General features: G+C 29.4%; 23 protein-coding genes and 1 tRNA gene. 1 reads left to right on the plus strand and 23 read right to left on the minus strand.

All coding sequences use genetic code 11. From position 1 onward, the window contains the following. Positions 1-52: 52 nt before the first annotated feature. The 23 genes from J2S15_RS11655 to J2S15_RS11765 all read right to left on the minus strand — a co-directional run bounded on the left by J2S15_RS11655 (position 53) and on the right by J2S15_RS11765 (position 12,718). Positions 53-934 carry a M15 family metallopeptidase gene (locus J2S15_RS11655; RefSeq protein WP_307408484.1) on the minus strand — a complete coding sequence of 294 codons (882 nt, stop codon included), beginning with the start codon at positions 932-934 and terminating at the stop codon, positions 53-55. Then, a complete protein-coding gene (locus tag J2S15_RS11660) occupies positions 927-1,091 on the minus strand; it encodes a hypothetical protein (RefSeq protein ID WP_307408486.1) in 165 nt (54 codons plus the stop codon). Before J2S15_RS11660 ends, J2S15_RS11655 begins: the two co-directional genes overlap by 8 nt. A gap of 135 nt (positions 1,092-1,226) precedes the next feature. Further along, entirely contained in the window at positions 1,227-1,433 is a 207-nt protein-coding gene (locus J2S15_RS11665; RefSeq protein ID WP_307408488.1) for a hypothetical protein, read from the minus strand. 4 nt (positions 1,434-1,437) lie between these two features. Then, positions 1,438-1,728, minus strand: a complete 291-nt coding sequence (locus tag J2S15_RS11670; RefSeq protein WP_307408490.1) for a hypothetical protein — start codon at positions 1,726-1,728, stop codon at positions 1,438-1,440. Position 1,729: 1 nt separating this feature from the next. Then, a complete protein-coding gene (locus J2S15_RS11675) occupies positions 1,730-2,503 on the minus strand; it encodes a hypothetical protein (RefSeq protein WP_307408492.1) in 774 nt (257 codons plus the stop codon). A 37-nt stretch (positions 2,504-2,540) separates the two neighbouring features. Then, positions 2,541-3,224, minus strand: a complete 684-nt coding sequence (locus J2S15_RS11680; protein WP_307408494.1) for a DUF5131 family protein — start codon at positions 3,222-3,224, stop codon at positions 2,541-2,543. Between the two features lie 10 nt (positions 3,225-3,234). Beyond that, positions 3,235-5,262 (minus strand): hypothetical protein, encoded by a 2,028-nt coding sequence (locus J2S15_RS11685; protein ID WP_307408496.1) that lies wholly within the window; start codon positions 5,260-5,262, stop codon positions 3,235-3,237. A 31-nt stretch (positions 5,263-5,293) separates the two neighbouring features. Then, positions 5,294-7,267 (minus strand): DNA cytosine methyltransferase, encoded by a 1,974-nt coding sequence (locus J2S15_RS11690; protein WP_307408497.1) that lies wholly within the window; start codon positions 7,265-7,267, stop codon positions 5,294-5,296. After that, the gene (locus J2S15_RS11695; protein WP_307408498.1) at positions 7,264-7,437 is read right to left on the minus strand and encodes a hypothetical protein; all 174 of its coding nucleotides are present in this window, start codon (positions 7,435-7,437) and stop codon (positions 7,264-7,266) included. Before J2S15_RS11695 ends, J2S15_RS11690 begins: the two co-directional genes overlap by 4 nt. A gap of 427 nt (positions 7,438-7,864) precedes the next feature. Beyond that, positions 7,865-8,041: a hypothetical protein gene (locus tag J2S15_RS11700; RefSeq protein ID WP_307408500.1), complete on the minus strand. Its 177-nt coding sequence runs from the start codon at positions 8,039-8,041 to the stop codon at positions 7,865-7,867. A 111-nt stretch (positions 8,042-8,152) separates the two neighbouring features. After that, positions 8,153-8,788, minus strand: coding sequence for a hypothetical protein (locus J2S15_RS11705; protein WP_307408502.1), 636 nt, complete (start codon positions 8,786-8,788; stop codon positions 8,153-8,155). Between the two features lie 17 nt (positions 8,789-8,805). After that, complete coding sequence (locus J2S15_RS11710; RefSeq protein WP_307408504.1) at positions 8,806-9,159, minus strand: ArsC/Spx/MgsR family protein; 354 nt, start codon at positions 9,157-9,159, stop codon at positions 8,806-8,808. Positions 9,160-9,174: 15 nt separating this feature from the next. Further along, positions 9,175-9,867 (minus strand): phosphoadenosine phosphosulfate reductase domain-containing protein, encoded by a 693-nt coding sequence (locus tag J2S15_RS11715; protein ID WP_307408506.1) that lies wholly within the window; start codon positions 9,865-9,867, stop codon positions 9,175-9,177. 3 nt (positions 9,868-9,870) lie between these two features. After that, the gene (locus J2S15_RS11720) at positions 9,871-10,053 is read right to left on the minus strand and encodes a hypothetical protein (protein ID WP_307408507.1); all 183 of its coding nucleotides are present in this window, start codon (positions 10,051-10,053) and stop codon (positions 9,871-9,873) included. Then, positions 10,034-10,267, minus strand: a complete 234-nt coding sequence (locus tag J2S15_RS11725) for a hypothetical protein (protein WP_307408509.1) — start codon at positions 10,265-10,267, stop codon at positions 10,034-10,036. Before J2S15_RS11725 ends, J2S15_RS11720 begins: the two co-directional genes overlap by 20 nt. An 18-nt stretch (positions 10,268-10,285) precedes the next feature. After that, entirely contained in the window at positions 10,286-10,513 is a 228-nt protein-coding gene (locus tag J2S15_RS11730; RefSeq protein WP_307408511.1) for a hypothetical protein, read from the minus strand. A 10-nt stretch (positions 10,514-10,523) separates the two neighbouring features. Beyond that, complete coding sequence (locus tag J2S15_RS11735; RefSeq protein WP_307408513.1) at positions 10,524-10,907, minus strand: beta-sandwich lipoprotein; 384 nt, start codon at positions 10,905-10,907, stop codon at positions 10,524-10,526. Next, positions 10,904-11,158 (minus strand): hypothetical protein, encoded by a 255-nt coding sequence (locus J2S15_RS11740; RefSeq protein ID WP_307408515.1) that lies wholly within the window; start codon positions 11,156-11,158, stop codon positions 10,904-10,906. Before J2S15_RS11740 ends, J2S15_RS11735 begins: the two co-directional genes overlap by 4 nt. A gap of 28 nt (positions 11,159-11,186) precedes the next feature. After that, positions 11,187-11,414 (minus strand): hypothetical protein, encoded by a 228-nt coding sequence (locus J2S15_RS11745; RefSeq protein WP_307408516.1) that lies wholly within the window; start codon positions 11,412-11,414, stop codon positions 11,187-11,189. After that, positions 11,411-11,686 carry a hypothetical protein gene (locus J2S15_RS11750; protein ID WP_307408517.1) on the minus strand — a complete coding sequence of 92 codons (276 nt, stop codon included), beginning with the start codon at positions 11,684-11,686 and terminating at the stop codon, positions 11,411-11,413. The genes J2S15_RS11745 and J2S15_RS11750 overlap by 4 nt, the downstream gene beginning before the upstream one ends. Positions 11,687-11,787: 101 nt before the next feature. Next, positions 11,788-12,081 (minus strand): hypothetical protein, encoded by a 294-nt coding sequence (locus J2S15_RS11755; protein ID WP_307408519.1) that lies wholly within the window; start codon positions 12,079-12,081, stop codon positions 11,788-11,790. A 167-nt stretch (positions 12,082-12,248) separates the two neighbouring features. After that, positions 12,249-12,536 carry a hypothetical protein gene (locus tag J2S15_RS11760; protein ID WP_307408521.1) on the minus strand — a complete coding sequence of 96 codons (288 nt, stop codon included), beginning with the start codon at positions 12,534-12,536 and terminating at the stop codon, positions 12,249-12,251. A 108-nt stretch (positions 12,537-12,644) separates the two neighbouring features. Beyond that, positions 12,645-12,718, minus strand: a tRNA-Trp gene (locus J2S15_RS11765). Between the two features lie 193 nt (positions 12,719-12,911). Here J2S15_RS11765 and J2S15_RS11770 point away from each other — a divergent pair. Beyond that, positions 12,912-16,343, plus strand: a complete 3,432-nt coding sequence (locus J2S15_RS11770; RefSeq protein ID WP_307408523.1) for a hypothetical protein — start codon at positions 12,912-12,914, stop codon at positions 16,341-16,343.

Genomic DNA, 16,343 nt, shown 5'->3' on the forward strand with positions numbered 1-16,343 from the left:
AAATATATTGTATATATGACTATTACCACTATTATTGACATTTGCATTAAATTCATTCTGTGCAATCTCCTTTTCGATCTTTCTTATTGGCATGATATTCATCTAGTGATAGATTATTCTCATATAAATACTTTGCTAGATTTTTCCCAACATACCTGATGTGCCAAGGTTCGTATGGATAACCAGTATTCTTATCTCTTGGGTACCTTAAAATGAAAACAAACTTATGCAAATGTGAATGCATTATTCTAAATTCATCTTCACATGCAAAGAGCTCTTCATTAGTTTTGCACCACCTATAATTCACATATACATTTACATCGATTGCCTGTCCTGTATGATGCTCGCTATGACCTACAGGAGCAACATATTCTCTTGCATACTCTGAACCATATTGACTTAATAATTCGTTGTAAACTGCCTGTTGATCATCAAAGCTTCTAAATGCACTTTCTATTCCAATCAAAAGTGACTTATCATTCAATAAATAACTTGTAAGTTCAATAAAGTGCTTATATGCCTCCACTTCAACACGCGTTGGTCTTCCAAAGATATCAACTAAACTATATGTATGAATAGATTCCAGCAATATCTCTTCAACACGGTTCTTTTTATTAATCAAACAAGCATAAATCTCTTGATTAATTATTTCATCAAATCCAATACCTGGATGTTTAGACAGATGCTCATCTAATATCTGTTTGGAAATCTTTTTGTTTTTCAGTAACTCCAGCACTTGCTTGGTTTTATAATCATTGCGATTGCAGCAGCCATTCCACAATTCATATAGTCTTAATCCAAATAATTCATAGTTCTTTATTGTTTCTATATGCTTGAATCCTGATGAGGTTAATATGCTAGCCAGTGCTTCCATTGCTTCAGGTACTCCCTGTAAAATCTCAAATATTATATTGCTATTTACTTCTTCACTCATACTTCCACCCCCATATATTGCGAAAGAAGCGATTTTCTTCAAATTTACAGAACGTATCATATGGCATATTTGCAAATCTTATAACAACTAGCTCATTTTCAACTGATGTTTTTACAATTTTAACTAACTGCCCACTTTTAACGTCATAAACAGTCATATTTGTGCCCAACTCTTCAAATTCCAATGGTTCATCCTGTCTACTAATTCCTGTAGTATATTGAACTCTTCAATGAAACATTCATCTAATGTTGTTCCTAAAGGAAGGCTATTTGATGGCTCAACTTCCCTTAACCTATCTAATGCTCTTTGGTATCTTTCGTTCATTATCTCTTACCTCGACAATTTCATATCTTTCTTTATCAAGAGTTGTTGCGTCGGCTACACCCCAAAAGCCATCAATATGTTTCGCTGCGATTGATATAGCCTCTTCTTTTGTGTTCGCTTCAAACTCTTCTTCCCATACGAATGTTTGCGTTAATTTAATTGTGTATGTTTTCACATTCTTATTCCTCCTCTAGTAATTGTTTTAATAAATCAATCTGTGATTGTACTTTATTTAACTCATTTTGTGTGATTGGACCATATCCCGAAAAATCATAAATATCTTTCATTAGTTTTTCTTTCTCTTCCAACAACTTTCTTATTTTGTCTTTTGGAATGAAATCTTTTTTTGATAGCAGTTCTTCTTTTAACTCTTCCCAAATTGTAGGTCCATTATTAATTGGGAATCCCATTCGCATCAAAGACCTTTCATGGAGTCTTATTTTTTCTTCTAATGTATGTTTATTTTCCATATTACTTATCCTCTTCATTTTTCTTTAATAAATAATCTTCTAAAGTACATGATCTTACATTAAAGTCTGCAAGTTCATATATTTCTATTTCATGCTCTCTAGTTTCTCTGTATTTATGAATATCATTTATTTCTTCTGGTGTAATTTGTGTAACAATATCAACTAATGAAAAATCAACAGTGTCTAGCTCAACAAAGAACTCTAAATTCACGTATTTATATTTGTTTCTGATACTAAAAGTCTCTGGAACTCTAATTTTAATATTATTAACTTCAATAAGTTCCATCTTTTTATTTGATCTGTTTTTAATGAAATATTCGATGTAATCCATTAATTCAACACGAGGTTCACACTTCACAAAATACTTAAATTTATCATTCTCCATTTGCTTAAATAACTCAGTACGAATTGTTATTGATTTTACTATTTCTTCTATTGTTGATGCATCACTGATTGAATATGAATCTAACGGATTCCCAATAAAATAAGTTTTTCCACCAAATGTAATATCTAAGCGATAATCAAATGTAGATGAATTCTCTAATTTGAAATCAAGTTCTCCAAATTTATTAATCAAATGCTTTTCTAATTGATTTTTGAATAACTCAAAGGCACTATTCTTTTTTTCCGTCACTTTACTATTAGTATTTTTAAAAGCTTCGATACAACCAATGATTGGGTTATTCTTTTCAAGTAATTTGATCTTTTCACTAACCTTTTTACTTTCTTCTTGCAATTCTTTTTGCTTTATTTTTAAGTCATTTAAATTTTCCATTTTTCCTCCACTCTAATTGCCGATAGCAATTTTTCTTTTAAATATAAAATGCTATTAATTCTATTGGAAACTCTTGTAGTATATTATCTTTTCCAATAATTTCTATTAAACTATCTTTCATAAAAACTGGAACATTATGTTTTTTAGCTTCTTCAACTATCTTCATGATCCATTCTTTTTTTGGGATAATTTTTCCTTTTCTGTTACCTGTTTCAGCTCCAATTATTATCCAATCTATTTGATTTAAATATTTGGGCGCTATAGAGACTTCATCATGTAAAGGCTCAATAGATAGGAATTTTCGTCTTGCTGAGGTTTCTTCAATCAAACAACCCAAGCGTGTCCAATCATCATCTGTCGTATATGTAACTCCTAACCATATTTCGGTGTTTATGCCTAAGTAATATGAAATTGCTTCAGGTCTCTTTGTTAGAAATAAATAATTATGGTGAGAATTATCATGCATTACTCTATTTACTTTCTTGACAATATCAATGTTCCAGTCTGCTACATCACTCATGCTATTCATAAATATATTTTTTGGTTTTCTCAATTTGGCTATATAATCCAGTTTATCTGGAAAGACTTCAGGTTTTCCCCATTCTTTAACCCACTTAAATCTTTTATTCAGTCTAGCTGCATAACAATACGAACAGCCATATGTACATCCTATAACCGGATTTACAGTTTCATCGCACCATTCAATTTTAGTTTTTCCCATTTTCATACCTCTAGTAATAATTTGATTTTTCAATTTTATTTAACGCTTCATCAAAATCAATTCCATGTGTCCTGCAAAATGCTTTCAATCCTGACTTAGATATCCAATAGATACTATCTTCACCACTTCCAAAAATACTTACATAATTTACATCTGATGAATTAACACCAGCGGATCTTGTGGCTGTATAGTAATTATGAATTTTCATAAAATCAGGAACTTCTTCTTTATTTATAAATGTCCAAATCCTTTTCATCTCATCAATATGATTGATTTGGAGACTAACTTTATAAACACAAGACTTGCTACCATTTAATACACAGCAATGTCCTTCTTCATATTCTTTATAAGACATTTGATTGCTTTGTCGGTACTTCCAATATAACCATAGGTTTAGTCCAGCATCTTCCCAACTTTTATTTTCTCTCCACATATCTGGTTCTCGAAATCCTCTATGTCTGATTGTAGAGTTCTTTTTCTCAGTCAATGCATCTAGTAATGTAGCCTCAACAACTCTTTCTCTAAACTTCTCAGATAATAGATAATTCAAAAATCTAACATATGCTGGTACCTTGGACTTAATGATTTTTTCATATTCTTTCTTAATCAATCTGGATAAATTAGAATAGAAAAGATTATCAGTATATGACCTATATTGAGATTTTGTACCAAAGAAATTATTTGTAATACCAGATATAACATCAAGCCAAGGCTCTCTCTTATCCCATACATCCACAGCCACTTCAGCTTGCTTTCCTTTCGCATCAATTACTTCATCTTTGTTCAATTCAAAATAGATAAGTTCAAGTGGTTGTTTCTGAATTTTATTTCTAACATTCTCAATAGCCTCTTCTTGAACACTCCACCATCGTTCGCATTCATAGGAATTTTCAAATCCCCTTTTCATTTGTTTAAGATAATCCTTGTACATCTCATGAGCAATCTGATCTAAAATTTCATCCAGTTTTGGTAACTCGTACTCCGTTTTATTTAGATCACTTGCAAGAATTGGTAACTGTGATTTATTAATTGTTTTACCTTTATATGTCAACGCTAATGATTGACTTGTATATGTGAGTTCGTTTACTTTAGGTTTCTCTTTAAATAAAAGGTTATTTACATAATCAAACATGAAGTATTGTAGTAATATTTCATTATCTTCCAGTTCATTTAAGGTAAATGAACTCCAATCTTTATTATTTAAAGCGACATGATATTTATCCTCATTAAGAGGTCTCATAATTCCAAACGCATCCTCATACCACCAAACATACTTGAACTCTTTCAAATGAACATAAGGCATTAAGTCTCTATATGTATTTCTATCAGCTGTAAATAAACCATTATTCCCCTCGCTTCGATTGATATCACTAAATGCAAATAGATTTTCACCATTTTTCACAATATAAGCAAAATACCCAATTTCTCGTGAGTTCTCATCTTTCACGCCTACAAGTGCAATAAAGTTAACTGGTATTTTACTCATCACTCGTACAGCTTCATCCATTGTTCTAAAGCAATTAATGTTTCTGATGTAATGAGGTTTTATATCTGTCGACTCTCCTTTGAAGAACTGATGCAACTCCATATCACTAATTGTTAAAAAATGGAATTTAAGAATTTCAAACATCTTCTCACCCTTATCAAAGTAATTATCAATTTTTGTATTTTTTCTATAAACATCATCAAGAAATAATCTCATCTTTTTAAATGTTTCGGATTTTTGTGTGTAGTAGTTCGACTTTTCTAGTGTATTTATTATTTCTTTGGAAATCTTTACGCAATCAACAGCATCCTGATCTCTTTCAAGAACTAAATCAACTAGAGAAATACTACATTTATTCAAAAACGCTGCCAACATTAAATCGAAAGTCAAACATATTGAAAACGCATTATATTTCTTCTCCATTGCAATCTTTATTGTTTCTAAATATTCCCTTGTCTCATATGTTGGTGAATAATCCATAATCTTCTCAAATTTCGGTAGAATTTCGTTTAATGTGTTAAATAAGCCATTGTTCATTTCATTCTGATTCATTACATATCCTCCTCATATAATCCTGTGAATTTTATACTTGATATGCGATTCTTTCATTAAGCTCTGCCATTGTATGTATTTTCTTATCAACAGCATATTCAGGTAAGTTTGCTTTTACCAATGCTTCAGCAAATGCTGGAGGAACTGAGTTACCTACTCGTTTTACTTTTTCATATTTAGGTAATTCTTTTCCATTTGCTCCTTTCGATATTTCATAATCTTTTGGAAACCCATGTGCTGCATATAATTCATGTGGCTCTAGCATTCTCAGTCCAATGTCAACAATCTTGTACTTTGTCCCTTTAATCGTCACCAGACCAAAGGTATCCCTGCTTCCTATTGTGTGAAGTGGCTCTTCCAATGACTGCCCAATAGCCTGATTATAGTATTTAATTAAAAATGCTTTCACTTCACCTTCGTGAGCATTCAGAGCATCTCCATTTGCTTCCATTTTTAATTCGCATAAACGATTATGATCAACAGCTGTAACTGTATCGAGTGGATTTTGTACATCACTTCCACTCCCTAAGTAATTTCCACCATACGTTTTTTCGATAAATGCAGTAACCAATCCTTGTTTTGTAGTCGAAACAACCGTATTTAATGGTTCCTTCAAATCTAGAATTCTTGGTTTTTGATTCTGTTTTTTGTTTTCACCATAACCAGTTTGAATCATAGTTGAAACTGCCAATCCAAATTTATTACCTGCACTAGTTACCGCACCTAATGGGTTTTCTAAATCCAATACTCTTTTTCCTTCACTATCGGGATAACCCATTTGTAGTAGTGTTGGTGTTATTAATGCATGATGATTTCCTGAAGTAATTGTTTTTACAGGCTCTTTCAAATCATTTCCACTATGGTTTGAATTATTGATCATCATATATGGTGCCACTAACGCATGGTGTGGTGTTCCAGTAATCGTTGAAATTGGTTCTTCAATATTGGATCCATTATGCTCTTTGTAGTAAGTCATAATTGTCGGAGTAACTACGCAATGCTCTTGTTTCGTCACAATTGTATTGATTGGTTCATTAATAGATGTATTTCTATCTTTTGTGAATCCTGTTTGCCCCATCTGTAATATAAATGGTTCAGGATCATTAATAACGTATTTGAATATCCCTCTAGCAATTCGTTTCATTGTTGCTTCTGCCAATGGTCTTTTTCTTTCAAAGATTGAAGTTGTTGGAAGTGTCCAATCAATTATCTCTTTTGCTGGTACATACGGTTGCTTTATCTTATTTTTCACTTCTTCGCTAAACCTTGGTGCATGCGTTGATTCTGGAAACACAATTGGCTCCCCATCACATCTTGCAACTAAGAAAAATCTTTTCCTAGTTGTCGGAGCTCCATAGTCACAAGCTTTCAATTCTGTATATTCAACATGGTACCCAAGGTTTTCTAAAGCCTTTTTGAACAATCTAAAGGTTTTTCCAGATTTCTTTTTATCTGGCTCTAATAACTGCTTTTCAAAAGGAACAACTTCACCTTTATTTGCAACTCTATTTTCTTCAACATATTTGCCAGTCACTGGATCTAATACTTCGTAAATATCAGTAGTAATTATTCTCTTGGTTTTTTTGTCACGTCTTGCTTTTAGTGGTCCCCATGTCTTGAATTCTTCTACATTCTCAAGCATAATAACTCTTGGTTTTACTGCTGAAGCCCATTTAAGAGCAATCCAAGCCAATCCTCTTATTTCTTTCTTTACTGGCTTTCCACCCTTTGCCTTACTAAAATGTGTACAATCAGGTGATAACCAACACATTGCTACTTGTCTTCCTCCTGTGGCTTCTAAGGGGTCTACATCCCAAACACTTTCACAATAATGCTTTGTGAATGGGTGATTTGCTTTGTGCATTGCTATAGCATTCTTATCGTGGTTTATAGCAATGTCTACCGGTCTTCCTATTGCTAATTCAATACCTGTAGATGCTCCACCGCCTCCAGCAAAGTTATCAATAAACATTTCATCAAATAATGATGGATTATTTTTTTTCATTTTAGCACCTCTTCATTCTTTGATATATTAAATTTATTACTTCCTGATCTATACTCAGAAGTATCACTTACACAATTTGCTTTATCTAATACTTCACTGGATATTAATCCAGTTGCTGACATCAATCCCATCATTCCTAAGAAAGATGCGACTATTATTAAATTTTCCATTTCCTAACTCCTTCATAGTTTATATTTGTTTAATTAATTAGATTTATTTGTTATAATTGCTTATATATATTTGATTGGGACCCATTCTCATTAAATATATGTATTATGGAATGCCTGTATCCCTCATAGATCAGGCATTTTTTTTGTTATTTATTTACTACCTTATTTCTTCTCTTTTTTTATTTAGATATATGTTTCAAATACTTATTTCTTACTAGCGGAATTAAGCATTTTTTTAATTAACTTTGTGTCTGAGCATTACAGGGTTGAAGTATTTAATTTTAATAAACCAATCTATACATGGATTCCAATTTTGAAGGGCTTTCAAAAATAAGCTCAGACACAAACAAACAAGATTCCAAAGGGCATTGGAAATTATCTTATTTGCCTATTAATTATTCGGGGTAATAGAAATCCACGTTTTATTTTAGGAAATCATAGAATTATTCAAGCGATTTGTTATCCAGTTCTCATGTTCATAAAATTTATTCATCACTATAAACTCTTTTTTTCCTTTAACAGTTTTCCCTATTAAAAGCTTCTTTAGTCCCTGGTTTTTTTCTTCTGATTTTTTCAATTTATATTTTTTCCATTTTTTTAACATGAATTTCTCCTCGTATTTTGTTAAGCCTGATTGACTAACTATCATATTTCTTATATTCCATCACACTGCCTTGCCATGTATTAATCGAATGGATTGTATCCATAATATTTATTATTCTTTTGACGAAAATATTTTATGTTCTATCTTTTCAAGTTCTTTTTCTTTACTAGCCTTTATCTCTTTTCGAGATTGTTTTTTCTTGGTTTCAATTACTCCAAGTTCATCTAATGCCTGATAATAAAGCCAACATACCATTTCCCAACTTGCATATTGATTTATTTCAAAATCGGTTGTATGATCATAAACTTTCTTTGTATAAATTCTTAAATTATTGACCTTGAGTATGTATTCATGCTTAGGTCTATCTGGAGTGAAAAGATTTTCGTTCTCCTCAAATGTAATTGAAATTAATGTATTACTTATCATCCCAATTAATTTAGTATGCTTTACAATGATTTGATCAAAACAAGTAATCATTCCTCTTTTTGTATATAAGTTTTTCTTTTTTCTTATGGAGATAAAAATATTAAATAAAAGAATTATCATAACTACTTGTATGGCTATTGCTAGCACTACATTCCAATGAGCTTTTCCCAAAGCACTCCAAATATAAATAAATATTTTATCGCTAAATATCAAAGCAACTGGAATCGTTAACATTTGTAATATCCATAGCAATCTCATTAAATATTTTCTTCTTGTATAAAACCTTCTACTTTTATCTTTGTATCTTTTTATGTATTCCATCCTTCACTCCTTTTTACTTATTGCATTCGCCCTGCTAGTTCGATTTCATCATCAGACCATCCAGTTATAAGAATATCTTCATTTACAACCACAGGGAGCTTTAACATGTTTGGCTTCTCCTGAATGAAATGCGCAAGCTGACTAATAGACATATCATCTATATCTTTATGAATTTGCATATATGGTTTTGACCTGGTACTAATTAAATCTGATGTTCCATTCTCACAACGGCTTAACAAATATTTAATTTCTCCAGTTGATAATTTTGAAGTTTGAATATTCTTTTCTACAAATACCTTTTTATTCTTTATGAGAAAATCTTTAGCTCGTTTCGATCCAACATTTCCCCAGTTCGTATAAACTACAATCATTCTTTATACCTCCCTTTAGTAAAGTTCTTTTTCAAATCTATGCTCCAATTGATGGATTCCAACTTTTCTATATAATCTGCTAGTTCTGCATTGCATAGATTTTAATCTATCCCAATAATCTGGTAAGTGATTATACATATTTCTTAATTCTTTTAAATTCTTATTTCCACAACAGAAACAACTTGCACGATCTAACAAGTCATATAATCGGAATCCTTCTTCTATGTATTCAATACCATTTTTATAGCAATGATTTAATGCATCAGCTTCTGTCATCTCCCAATCATTCAATGGAAATACTTTTATTCCTTTTCTCTTCTTTACAATTCTTTGTTGCTCATCATGTGCAAAACCAATATACTCAATATTGCCTCTACAGTATTTTTCTAAATTCCTGATTTTTTCACTTGTTCCCCATCTTGCAAGACCTCCACACCACGAATATCCTTTTTGGTGAGTTCCATCTCGTTTCCTTACATCTTTTTCAAAAGCTAGATAATCAAATGTATGTTCGCTTTTTATTGTTGTAAACTTTATTCCCAAGGTCTCGCATTTCATCTTGTGTTGTTTAATGTTTTCATATACAGCATCAAATTCCCATGTTGTATCAAAAAACACGACTTCATCAATTGGCATACCCTTCTCAATCATTAAGTTCAGCATCGCTGTACTATCTTTTCCCCCGCTGAACTGGACAATATGTCTCATAAGTTAATCCTCTTTGTTCAATGTATTCATAAGGCTCATATTCATTTCTACTTGCTCTATGTCCTTTATATAAACAGCAGCTGCACAGTGCGCTGAACAGTAAACCCTATTATGTGTTGTATATACTACATCACCTTCATGAATATCCTCATTACATTCATCACAGTTAGCAATTACCTCTTTCATAATTCTCCTTACTTAAATTTTCCTTAATACTCTTTTCGACCATAAGTCTATGAATGGCATTTATTTCCATAGCAACTTGAAATAGCATTACAAATATCGCTAATAATCCAGTAAATAATATATCTCCATCTAATACCATTTGAAGCGTTAGTAGAATTATGAATGCAAATACTGTAAATTGTAATATTTTCACTCTCTGTTTTACATATTCCATAATTTTCTCCTTTATTTTTTATAGTTTATCTACATCAAATTTATTTATGCGTAATTTTCTAGTATGACCTTTACATAAATTCATATCAAAAGGTTCTTTTTCAAAAGGAATCCAAATGATTTCTTTATTAGTTTTGATTTGTACAAGCGGATTACCATTCACTACTGCTGAAGCAGTTATAAAACCATCACCTCTTGGTGTCTGAAAGGTAATACCTAAATACGGTGTTATATCATAAATCCTCATTGCCGATCCCCTATTCCACATCTATTGTAATTGGGATGATTTGTTCTGGTTTAAATATTAATTCGTATTTATACTTATCTACTTCAATCCATTCCAATTGCTCAACTGTATAAGTAACAGTTGGTGATAAACCAAAGAAATGCTTTTGGTAACTATTATCGCCAATCTTACAAGTTACTTCGAGTTGTTCATCCTCCATATCCGCTGTAATGGAACAATTCCCTTCCACTGAAAATAAATATGTATCAGTCATTGTATTCATAAATACAATTCTTCTTCTCACTCTAAACTCATCAGCTTCTTTGCTGATATTTTCAGATGCAACATCCGACTCCCTACTACATCCAACTAAAACTAAGCTAACTGCAAATACCATCAATATTAATTTTTTCATTTTTTACTTTCTCCTCTATTAAATATTTGTTTAAATGTACTTTTTGATGATTTCAATGTATTTTTCACTAATTTCCAAATACCTATAATTACGATTGGTATTAGGAATAGAAACCATAATGCGAATACTGAAAGTAAGCTCTTTTCTTGAGCATTTTTAGAAAATACTAGAAAATAAAGTCCTACTGTTAAACCTCCAAAAGGTATCCATATAAATATGATTCCAATGATTATATTTAAAATTTGTTCCATATCAGTTCCTTCCTAAACAACAACTACCTCAAACTTTTTTTGATACTTCAGCAATATAAGTTATATCTTTCTTTTTCCTACCTACCTTATGTAGGGTTTCATCAGCTATAATGGATGTTTTAATTTCTACATCTACACCCATTTGAGTTTTAATTTGTTGCGTCACTTTTTCTACTCCATGCTTTTTTATTAACTTATTAGGAATCAAGCGATTATTGTAATTATTTAAATTCCATCCAACCCATTGAGGAATCATAAACGTGTCTCCTCCTTCTCATCTTCAGTTTCACCAATGGAAAGATTATTTCTTTCCAGATACCTCATACACTCGTCTTCAAGCTGCTTGATATTATCATTAATAAAATGGTTACGACCTATCATCATCAAAAGTTCAAATGTATCTTCTATTGTTGACTTGTGATTTCTTTCTTCATTTTTGTTGTAGATATTTCGCATTTTCACAATCTTCTGTAATCTTTCAACTTGCTCGTTTGTGAGTTCGTGTTCTATTTCAATCGTTATTTTCATTACTATCCTCTTTCTGTATAATTTTTAATATGTGTAGCACACCAATTGCATTGTCAATCAATTTGGTTCGAGTCCTTTGGACCTAAACCCTTTTACGTGTTTTACTTATTTCTTGCTGGGTATTGCTTTCTATGAATCTTTTCTAATTGGTCATAAAGCTTGCTTATTTTACCGCTAATTATAGGAAAGTCAGGTGTACCAATAGCTGCTTCTAATTCAGCTGTTTTATCATCTAATTTTCTACTTATTCTTTCATATTGAGTTTCTAAAATATAATCATCTATCTGTTTATCTATATCTCTTCTAAAATAGCCAAATCCATTACTTAGAAAGAAATCAATGATCTCTTCTTTCGTGCAATTCTTCATCAACTTCAGATAACGTTTATCTTCCATGTGTTAAATCCTCCATTTTTTCTAAATACTATTGAAATATATTTATAATTTGCTATAATAAGGTTGTAAACATGACGAAAAGTGTAGTTTTACTACTATAAAATTTTGGTTCATGTGTATTCTGTAATCTAATTCATGCTTTGGACGGCTTGGGAATTAGATTTTTTTTATTTCCTTTTTTTCTTCTTTTTTTGTAATTCTTCAAATTCACTTCTTTCTTTATCTGATAGTGCTGATATCATCACTTCATTAGAAACTCCAAATTCTTTAGCTAGCATTTCAATTGAACGTTCTTCAATAAACATCTTATTTTTATTATTTACTAAACTATATGTAACTGAATATGCTTTATTTAGTTTTTTGGACAACTGAAGGATACTCATTCCTCTTTTTAATAAATAATATTGCGATCGTTCCGCTAAATTCTTCTTTGTTTCATATAAAATTTCATACATAATATGTTCTCCTTTCTCATTTTTACGTATAATCTGGTAACTAACCTGTTAGTCAAAACACAAAAAAACAGACATCTAGTTTAACTAAATGTCTGTTTTGTGCTTTCTTGGCAGGGGTGACAGGAATTGAACCCGTATCAGCGGTTTTGGAGACCGTTATACTACCATTGTACTACACCCCTAGATTTTCACTGCTAGATTATAATACCATGAACTCCCCTATTTTTCAACAATCTTTAAGGAAATTAATGAATTATTGTAAATTTTTCCAATTGTTACATTAACATATTAATAACCTTTAAAAATTATCATTAAAGACACACTAAAAATATCTAATAAAGGATAATATATAGTTATCTATAGGAAAGGATAAACATGAAATATTTGACTGAAAAATATTGGATAAATTTTGAGAAAAAAGTTGTTATTAAAGGGGTAAAAAAGATTATAAAAGATGGAAAAAAATTTGAAAATTTAATAAAAGATTTACTTGCTCTTGAATATGGGGATAATAAATGGGTTCCAACTCAAGATAGTTGGGATGGAAGTAAAGATTTTTATTTTTACAATGACAATAATAAGTGGGCAGAGTGTAAAAATTATAAAAGTGATATCTCACTTAATACTTTATCACCAACCTTAGTCATGGCAGAGATAAAAGGTATTGATGAAATTCTATTTTTTTGCTATTCACAAATAATTGATAATGCTAGATATAAAATAATTAACTTTTGCAATAGAACTAATAAAATTGTAAAGTTTTATGATGATACAACTCTGGAGCAACTAATAATAAAACATAGAAACAAATTATCAGATTTTTTTGATTTTACTAAGTTAGAAAATGATATAAATTTTATAGAAGATCCACTAATTGATTACTCAATTAATAAAGACTTTTTAATGAATTATGATGTAAAAATAAACGAAGATGTTATAAAACGCGATTTGCATGATATAAATGTAGACGAATTATTTAGAATTGATATTGCAATTACAAATAGAATTATGAAGGAAATTAAAATTCTTTTGAAGTTTGATAATAAAGATATATATCAACTTGAAAATATTGAATTCATTACATTCTCTGAAATGAAATATGAAAATGCAGTGATAGATATAGATGGTAATGATAGTAAAATTATTAGCATTATTCTTAAAGTGAAATCATATACTGAATGGCTGCATATACCAAATATTGAAATAGAAGAAGTTAATTCAAAGTTTAAATATAGTATTTCATTTTCATCAATAAAATGTAATTTTTTAAAAACACCAAAATTGATAGGAAGCTCATATAGAGACAAATTAGATTTATTTAAAAACAAAGGGTTAAGAGAATATTACTTTTCATCATTTTTGTTATTTGGACAAAGTGGAGTAGGAAAAACTAAATTATCAAAATCCATGTTAGAAGAAGGTTTAAGGAAAAAATTTAATATTCTGAAATTTTATGGCGATAATTCTAATAACAATGACAATTACAGTGTGAATACTTTACTAAAAGAATTGATTTATTCTGTTTACAATATACCAGATGTAGATACTTTGTATTCTTCCGAAATAGAAATATATGGAGAGAATGATAATTCTAATAATACTAGTTATGCTTTTCATTTGATAAAGGAAGTTTTTTCGTTAAAAAAGGAGGAAGAAACTATAAAATTTATTGATGAAAAGATAAAAGAATTATTTTATTTGCTTTTTTCTAATAAGTATTTACTAATTATTGACAATGTACAATATTTTGATAATCTCTCTCTTTTCTTAATACAAAAACTAATTACCTATGGATTAGAAAGTAATAGAGAATGCAATCTTTGTCTAGTTTTAATATTTAATGTAGATTATATTACTCCGAATTCTAGACTTGAAAAATATTTTGAAAATCTTTTACGTTTAAACGATAAAATTTATCCTATTCATCTCAAAGGGTTTAAAGACAAAGGAGAATCTAAACAATATCTAAAGCAGTTACTATCTGGCATAGAATTTGATGAGCAATCATTAAAAAAAATTATAAACAAAAGTTCTAATAATCCATATGTTATTAAAGAAGTTGTTTTATGGCTTGAAGATAATAATTGTATAAAATATGAAGATAATAGCTATCATATTCGCGACCACAATAAATTTTCAAAAATGATAGAAATCATACCTGATTCGGTAAATAAACTGCTTGAAAATAGATGGAAAAAGTTTTGTGAATGCGATAAGTCCCTCAGAATTATATCAGCAATTCATTTTTTAGATGGATTAAAACTAAATGATATAAATTTGTACAATTTATCTAAAGAGAGTATTTCATTACTATTAAAACATAAATTTATCTCTATAGATGAAATGGATAAAAATTTATATATCTTTGATCACGATTTAATTGAAAACTTTTTTATTGATAGAGATAGTTCGTTATCAGAAATTTTCATAAACTGGATAGGACTAGAAAAGCTAAATGATATGAATCTCGATTTTTTTAGAAGTTATTATATACAACTGTTGACACCTAATAATAAGAGTAGTCTAAAAGCTCTAAGTTTAGTACTTGATGATTTAAGTTTTTTAGAAATACCTCAAAAATTAAAATATGATTTTTATACAATAATTTTTAAGAAACTATTTTTTGCATTTAATCATACAAAAAATAAGAATGATTGGTTAGAATTATGTTTTAAATACCTCCAAATAACTCACCATAATACAAAGAATATATTTATTAGAGATTTATATGAAAAGGTATACTCAAAAGTTGAGTTAAGCGAAGAAATACCTAAAATTACCAAAGAATATTATTCATTTATTCTTTATTATACAGAATTATTGGATTCAATAGGAAATTACAATAAAGCAATACAAATTACTATGAAATTATGTAAACTATTCGAAAAAGAAAAAAATACAGTATCTAAAAATTATGAATTAAATGTAGGATATAGTTATTTATTAAATCGTCTTAATGTATATGAAAGGCATAAACACAATTTTCCTATCAATAGTTCCATCATATTAAATTATCTCGAACAATCACTATCGATTAGCAAAGAAATAAATGATGATATTATGATTTATACAAATTATTCTGATTTTGGATACATGTATTTTATTGATAGAAATTACACTAAAACTGTTCTTTCTTATTGGGAGAAAGCGGCTTCTTTTTTTGAAGAAAAAGAAGCAATTGATAGTCCTGTAAAAGAAAAAAAACTTAACTATTATAGAAAAAAAACACAAATAGCTATTATTTCACATGATTTTAAAATGGCTTCAAAATATTGTTCATATGGAATTGATTACATAGAAAATGGAGAATATTCTTATCAAAAAATACTATTCAGGAGATGGTTTAGTATAGCAAATATAGCAATTCTATTATTGAACTATAGTAATAAAAAGAATAGTGAAATTGAGAGTGCTTTACAAAATGCTGATGACTATGAAATATTAATGGATTCTCCTAAAAAATTTGTAGTTTCATATTTGCGTTCAATTTATTACTTTAAGATAAGAGATGAGAATAGAATGATAACCTCAATTATACAAACATATTTTTTATTAAAAGATAGTACATATTGCACTTATAAGAGCAATATAATTAATCAGTTCTTGGATAATATCATTATCATGTGTAAAAATGTAAACATTAAAAAATTAAGACTAGAGTTTGAAGAGTTTGATAATTCTGACTATAATCAAATATTTAGTATATTAGGATATTCTATAAATAAATTTAATATTTATATTGATAATTATGAACCTACAGCAATAATTCATGAAGATATATATAAACTTAATTACCCTGAAATCTAG

Source organism: Breznakia pachnodae, from assembly GCF_030814225.1.
Lineage (GTDB): Bacteria > Bacillota_I > Bacilli_A > Erysipelotrichales > Erysipelotrichaceae > Breznakia > Breznakia pachnodae.

Bases quoted from the DNA above. Each gene is read 5' to 3' on its own strand.
- J2S15_RS11660 (WP_307408486.1), bottom strand. From the start codon at position 1,091: ATGACTGTTTATGACGTTAAAAGTGGGCAGTTAGTTAAAATTGTAAAA.
- J2S15_RS11710 (WP_307408504.1), bottom strand. From the start codon at position 9,159: ATGATTGTAGTTTATACGAACTGGGGAAATGTTGGATCGAAACGAGCT.
- J2S15_RS11705 (WP_307408502.1), bottom strand. From the start codon at position 8,788: ATGGAATACATAAAAAGATACAAAGATAAAAGTAGAAGGTTTTATACA.
- J2S15_RS11760 (WP_307408521.1), bottom strand. From the start codon at position 12,536: ATGTATGAAATTTTATATGAAACAAAGAAGAATTTAGCGGAACGATCG.
- J2S15_RS11725 (WP_307408509.1), bottom strand. From the start codon at position 10,267: ATGGAATATGTAAAACAGAGAGTGAAAATATTACAATTTACAGTATTT.
- J2S15_RS11735 (WP_307408513.1), bottom strand. From the start codon at position 10,907: ATGAAAAAATTAATATTGATGGTATTTGCAGTTAGCTTAGTTTTAGTT.
- J2S15_RS11740 (WP_307408515.1), bottom strand. From the start codon at position 11,158: ATGGAACAAATTTTAAATATAATCATTGGAATCATATTTATATGGATA.
- J2S15_RS11670 (WP_307408490.1), bottom strand. From the start codon at position 1,728: ATGGAAAATAAACATACATTAGAAGAAAAAATAAGACTCCATGAAAGG.
- J2S15_RS11770 (WP_307408523.1), top strand. From the start codon at position 12,912: ATGAAATATTTGACTGAAAAATATTGGATAAATTTTGAGAAAAAAGTT.
- J2S15_RS11690 (WP_307408497.1), bottom strand. From the start codon at position 7,267: ATGAAAAAAAATAATCCATCATTATTTGATGAAATGTTTATTGATAAC.
- J2S15_RS11720 (WP_307408507.1), bottom strand. From the start codon at position 10,053: ATGAAAGAGGTAATTGCTAACTGTGATGAATGTAATGAGGATATTCAT.
- J2S15_RS11655 (WP_307408484.1), bottom strand. From the start codon at position 934: ATGAGTGAAGAAGTAAATAGCAATATAATATTTGAGATTTTACAGGGA.
- J2S15_RS11680 (WP_307408494.1), bottom strand. From the start codon at position 3,224: ATGGGAAAAACTAAAATTGAATGGTGCGATGAAACTGTAAATCCGGTT.
- J2S15_RS11700 (WP_307408500.1), bottom strand. From the start codon at position 8,041: ATGTTAAAAAAATGGAAAAAATATAAATTGAAAAAATCAGAAGAAAAA.
- J2S15_RS11750 (WP_307408517.1), bottom strand. From the start codon at position 11,686: ATGAAAATAACGATTGAAATAGAACACGAACTCACAAACGAGCAAGTT.
- J2S15_RS11685 (WP_307408496.1), bottom strand. From the start codon at position 5,262: ATGAATCAGAATGAAATGAACAATGGCTTATTTAACACATTAAACGAA.
- J2S15_RS11715 (WP_307408506.1), bottom strand. From the start codon at position 9,867: ATGAGACATATTGTCCAGTTCAGCGGGGGAAAAGATAGTACAGCGATG.
- J2S15_RS11695 (WP_307408498.1), bottom strand. From the start codon at position 7,437: ATGGAAAATTTAATAATAGTCGCATCTTTCTTAGGAATGATGGGATTG.
- J2S15_RS11730 (WP_307408511.1), bottom strand. From the start codon at position 10,513: ATGAGGATTTATGATATAACACCGTATTTAGGTATTACCTTTCAGACA.
- J2S15_RS11745 (WP_307408516.1), bottom strand. From the start codon at position 11,414: ATGATTCCTCAATGGGTTGGATGGAATTTAAATAATTACAATAATCGC.
- J2S15_RS11755 (WP_307408519.1), bottom strand. From the start codon at position 12,081: ATGGAAGATAAACGTTATCTGAAGTTGATGAAGAATTGCACGAAAGAA.
- J2S15_RS11675 (WP_307408492.1), bottom strand. From the start codon at position 2,503: ATGGAAAATTTAAATGACTTAAAAATAAAGCAAAAAGAATTGCAAGAA.